Source organism: Pseudomonas cyclaminis (genome assembly GCF_015163715.1).
GTDB classification, from domain to species: Bacteria; Pseudomonadota; Gammaproteobacteria; order Pseudomonadales; family Pseudomonadaceae; genus Aquipseudomonas; species Aquipseudomonas cyclaminis.
Map to the genome: position 1 here is coordinate 1 of NZ_JADDUM010000048.1, position 4632 is coordinate 4632.

Consider the following 4632-nt stretch of genomic DNA (forward strand, 5'->3'; position numbering starts at 1 on the left):
CCCGCTCACCACAGGTTACTTTTTACCCTTGCGACTTCTTAACTGACCGGCATTAGGGCAAGCCCCCTCCCACAGTGATCGGCATTCAGCCAGCGATGACGCGGTTCTTGCCCTGGCGCTTGGCCTCGTACATGGCGGCATCGGCGCGGGCGAACAGGCTGTCCAGTGTTGAGTCTTCCTCGGTCAGGCTGGCCAGGCCCTGGCTGATGGTGACGCTGAACGCCTGGCCTTCGAAGCTGAAACTCAGCGCCTGGATCTCTTTGCCCAGGCGCTCGGCCACTTGCAACGCCATCTCAGGCGCGCAACCGGGCAGTACGGCGGCGAACTCTTCGCCACCAATGCGTCCGAACAGGTCGCCTCGGCGCAGTACCCCGCGACCGCTCTCGGCAATACGCCGCAGCACCTGGTCGCCCTCCAGGTGGCCGTAGGTGTCGTTGACGTCCTTGAAATCATCAATGTCCAGCAACAGGAAGGCCAATTGCGCGCCTTGGGCGCAGGCGGTGTCGAAGGCCTGGTTGGCGCATTCGAAGAAGTGCCGCCGGTTGCTGCTCTGGGTCAGTACGTCGGTGGTGGCGAGGCGGTGCAGTTCCAGTTCCAGCTGCTTCTTTTCGGTGATGTCTTCGGCCATGCCGACCACGATCACCGGCTCGCCGGGTTCGACCTGCTGGTTGATGTAGCACTTGTCACTCAGCCAACGGATCTGCCCATCGGCGGTGATGATGCGGTATTCGCGGTCTTCCACGGCGCCTTGTTCCAGTACGCGGGAAAGGCTGTGTTCGGCGTAGTCGAGGTCTTCTGGGTGAATGCTGTTGCGCCATTCCCGATGATCGGCGAGCAGCAAACCGGCGGAACGGCCGAATATTCGCTCGTAGGCCGGGCTCACATAAAGCACGCGGCGGGTCTCCCAATCGATGGCCCAGAGTACGGCATTCACGCTGACCAACAGCGAGCTGAGCAGTTGTTCGCGTTCGCTCAGCCGTTCGACTTCGCCCTGGGCATGCACCAGCGCCAGCAGGGTTGCAGCCGCAGCCGGACGTGGAGGGTCAGCGGTTGGGGTGTCGGTAAGGAACGGCTTTTCGAGAACCATCGGCACAACTCTCTCTGGGCGCGCCGCAGGATGGAGCAGCGGTCACAACAAGGGGCCACCATGATGGCGAAGTGTTCATTGAGAGAGGGTAAATGCGATGAAGTTCCATGAACGGTGCCGATTGGCGGTGCCCGGATAATGACGCCAAAAAGAGGATGCGTGGGAGGGAAAGCCCTCCCACGGCACTGTCAGACCGCCGCAGGACGCAGCGAATAGGTCTTCAATTGGTGGGCAAAATCCCGCAGGGACTGGATGCCGCTCGCCTCGGCCTCGTGCACCCAATCCTTGATGGCGGCGAGCATATCGTGGCCGTTGGTGCTGGTCTTGAGCCAGATCTGCTGCAGCGCCAGGCGCTTTTCGTAGATCACTTTCAAGGCCTGGCTGTGTTCCAGCATGCTTTGGATACGCAGGTGATGGCGGTCATCCAGCAGGCTGGTTTCCCGCGACAGCAGACGCTTGGCCCGGTGGAACTGGTGACGCACCGAATGATCGACCTTTTCCAGCTCTTGCTTGACCAGCGGGCCGATCACCAATTTGCGGTACTGGGCCATGATCTGGAAGCGGTTGTTGAGGATCGCCATGGCGGTGTCCATGTCCAGACTGCCTTTGCCCTCGACGCGATGGGCAATCGGCGCCACGCGCTGGACCTTGGCCAGGCGCAGGAAACTGAACAGTTTGATCCACGCCCAACCCAGGTCGAACTCCCACTTCTTCACTGACAGCTTGGCCGAGTTGGGGTAGGTGTGGTGATTGTTATGCAGTTCTTCGCCACCGACGATGATGCCCCACGGCACCAGGTTGGTCGCCGCATCACGGCATTCGAAGTTGCGATAGCCCACCGCATGGCCCAAGCCGTTGATCACGCCGGCGGCCCAGAACGGGATCCACATCATCTGGATCGCCCAGATGGTGATGCCGATGGTGCCGAACAGCAGCAGGTCGATCACGCCCATGATCGCCACGCCCAGCAGCGGGTACGGGGTGTAGATCTTGCGTTCGATCCAGTCGTCCGGGCAGTTCTTGCCGTAGATGCGCAGGGTTTCGGGGTTTTCGGCCTCGGTGCGGTACAGCTCGGCGCCTTTGCGCAGCACGGTGGACAGGCCCTTGATGACCGGGCTGTGCGGGTCATCGACGGTTTCGCACTTGGCGTGGTGCTTGCGGTGGATGGCAGTCCACTCGCGGGTGTTCTGCGCCGTGGTCAGCCACAGCCAGAAGCGGAAGAAGTGTTTCAGGCCGGCATTGAGCTCCAGGGAGCGATGGGCTGAATAGCGGTGCAGATAAACCGTGACCCCAACAATGGTCACGTGGGTCATCAACAGAGTGACTGCAACCAGTTGCCAGGCTGACAGGTCAAGAAAACCGTTGTACCACATAGGCTGTATGGCCCTCTGATAAAGAAAAAAACAGCACCCGCATTATCACTGGCTTTAAGGATAAAACCAGTCACCGTTTCAGATAAGACTTACAAGGTGTTTCCTATTCTATAATCCCGACGCGTTGTAGGACGATTCTGGTTTTTTAGTAAGGACTACTGGCCATATGCTGTTTTCATACCGAGGTGCCCTGCGTGTGGGGCTGGTATACCTGCTGGTTTCCATTGTCTGGCTCCAGCTCAGCCATCACATATTGATCAACTTTCTCGATGAACCGCGGGAGTTGGGGCGCTGGCTGCAGATGCGCGGTTATGTGTGGGTGGCCCTGAGCACCTTGGCCATTTACCTGTTGTGCGCACGCTTCGCCCGGACCCACCAGTTGCAGCAACCCCTGAAGGAAAACCGCGAGCGCCTGCGCCAGGCGGCGGCCGTCTTCGACTGCACCCGCGAAGGCGTACTGGTCAGCAACGCCAAGGGCCTGATCGTGCATGTGAACCGGGCATTCATCGAGATCACCGGCTACCAGCGCGAAGACGTCATGGGCCAGCAGCCCAGCCTGCTGAAGTCCGGGCGCCATTCGTCGAGTTTTTACCAGCAGATGTTCCAGACCCTGGAACACACCGGTGAATGGAGCGGAGAAATCTGGAACCGACGCAAAAGCGGCGAGATTTATCCACAGTGGCAAACCATCCGGGTGATTCACGATGACCAGGGCCACATCAGCCATTACGTCGCGGTGTTTTCCGACATCAGCGCCATCAAGGATTCCGAGCATGAGTTGGCGCACCTGGCGCACCACGACCCTCTGACCGACCTGCCCAACCGTCTGCTGTTTACCGACCGCGCCGAGCAGGCGCTGGCCTCGGCACAACTGCACAAACGCGGCTGCGCCCTGCTGTTGCTGGACCTGGATCACTTCAAGATCATCAATGACAGCCTTGGCCATAACGTCGGTGACCAGTTGCTCAAGCTGGTGGGCGAGCGGCTCAAGACGCTGTTCGGCCCCGGCGTGACCCTGGCGCGCCTGGGCGGCGATGAGTTTGCGGTGCTCGCGGAAAACTGTTCAAAGGTGGTGCAGGCAGCGGCATTGGCGCAGCGCATGCTGGACGTGATGAAACAGCCGTTCACCTTTGACGGCAATCAACTGTTTATCAGCGCCAGCATCGGCATCAGCCTGTTTCCCAACGACGCCCTCAGCGCAGAGCAACTGCTGCGCAACGCCGACTCCGCGCTGTTCAAGGCCAAAAGCGTCGGCCGCGAAGGCTATGCCTTGTACACCGAAGAACTCACCGCCCACGCGCAGAACCGCGTGGAAATCGCCAGTGAGCTGCGCCGCGCCCTCGACCAGCAGGAATTGCGCGTCTACTACCAGCCCGTGCACGACCTGCATAGCAGCCGCCTGATCGGCGTCGAAGCGCTGGTGCGCTGGCAGCATCCGGAGCGCGGCCTGGTGCCGCCGGGCGAATTCATCCCCATCGCTGAACGCACCGGCTTGATTGCCGATATCGACGCTTGGGTGATGGAGCAGGCCTGTCGCCAGATGTGCCAATGGCTGGCCGACGGCGTGGCGCTGAGTTTTATCGCGATCAACGTGTCCAGCCGCCTGTTTGCCCGGCGTGAGCTGTATGAGCAAGTCGCCCAGGTGCTGCACGACACTGGCCTTGATCCGGCTTTCCTGGAGTTGGAAGTCACCGAAAGTGCAGTGATGGATGACCCCGAGGTGGCCCTGGAACAACTGCACCGCCTGCGCGAACTGGGCCTGCGCCTGGCTATTGATGACTTCGGCACCGGCTATTCGTCCCTTCTGCGCCTCAAGCGCCTGCCGGTGCAGAAGCTCAAGATCGACCAGGGCTTTGTCGCCGGGTTGCCGTGGGATGACGACGACGCCGCGATTGTGCGCGTGGTCATCGCGTTGGCGAAAAGCATGGGCATGCAGGTGCACGCCGAGGGCATCGAGCAGGTGGAGCAGGCGCGGTTTTTGGTGGAACAGGGCTGCGATCTGGGGCAGGGCTATTGGTTTGGTCGGCCGATGCCAGCGAATGAAATTGATTGGGAGCGCGCGCCCACTATCCAGCCTTGAAATGCATTCAAAATGTGGGAGGGGGCTTGCCCCCGATAGCAGTACCCCAGTCACAGAGTTTGTTGACTGAAAGACCGCCATCGGGGGCAGCC

The 4632-nt window shown here is 60.6% G+C and carries 3 protein-coding genes; 1 reads left to right on the forward strand and 2 read right to left on the reverse strand.

The annotated features are described in order from the left end of the window. Positions 1 to 85 precede the first annotated feature (85 nt). Both IQK56_RS08235 and desA read right to left on the reverse strand, forming a co-directional pair. A complete protein-coding gene (locus IQK56_RS08235; RefSeq protein WP_122307445.1) occupies positions 86 to 1087 on the reverse strand; it encodes a sensor domain-containing diguanylate cyclase in 1002 nt (333 codons plus the stop codon). A gap of 188 nt (positions 1088 to 1275) precedes the next feature. Then, the gene (gene desA / locus IQK56_RS08240; RefSeq protein WP_122307446.1) at positions 1276 to 2460 is read right to left on the reverse strand and encodes a delta-9 fatty acid desaturase DesA; all 1185 of its coding nucleotides are present in this window, start codon (positions 2458 to 2460) and stop codon (positions 1276 to 1278) included. Positions 2461 to 2626: 166 nt separating this feature from the next. Between desA and dibA the strand changes: the two genes are divergently transcribed. Beyond that, entirely contained in the window at positions 2627 to 4540 is a 1914-nt protein-coding gene (dibA, locus tag IQK56_RS08245; RefSeq protein WP_193863827.1) for a phosphodiesterase DibA, read from the forward strand. The last annotated feature ends 92 nt before the right edge of the window (positions 4541 to 4632 follow it).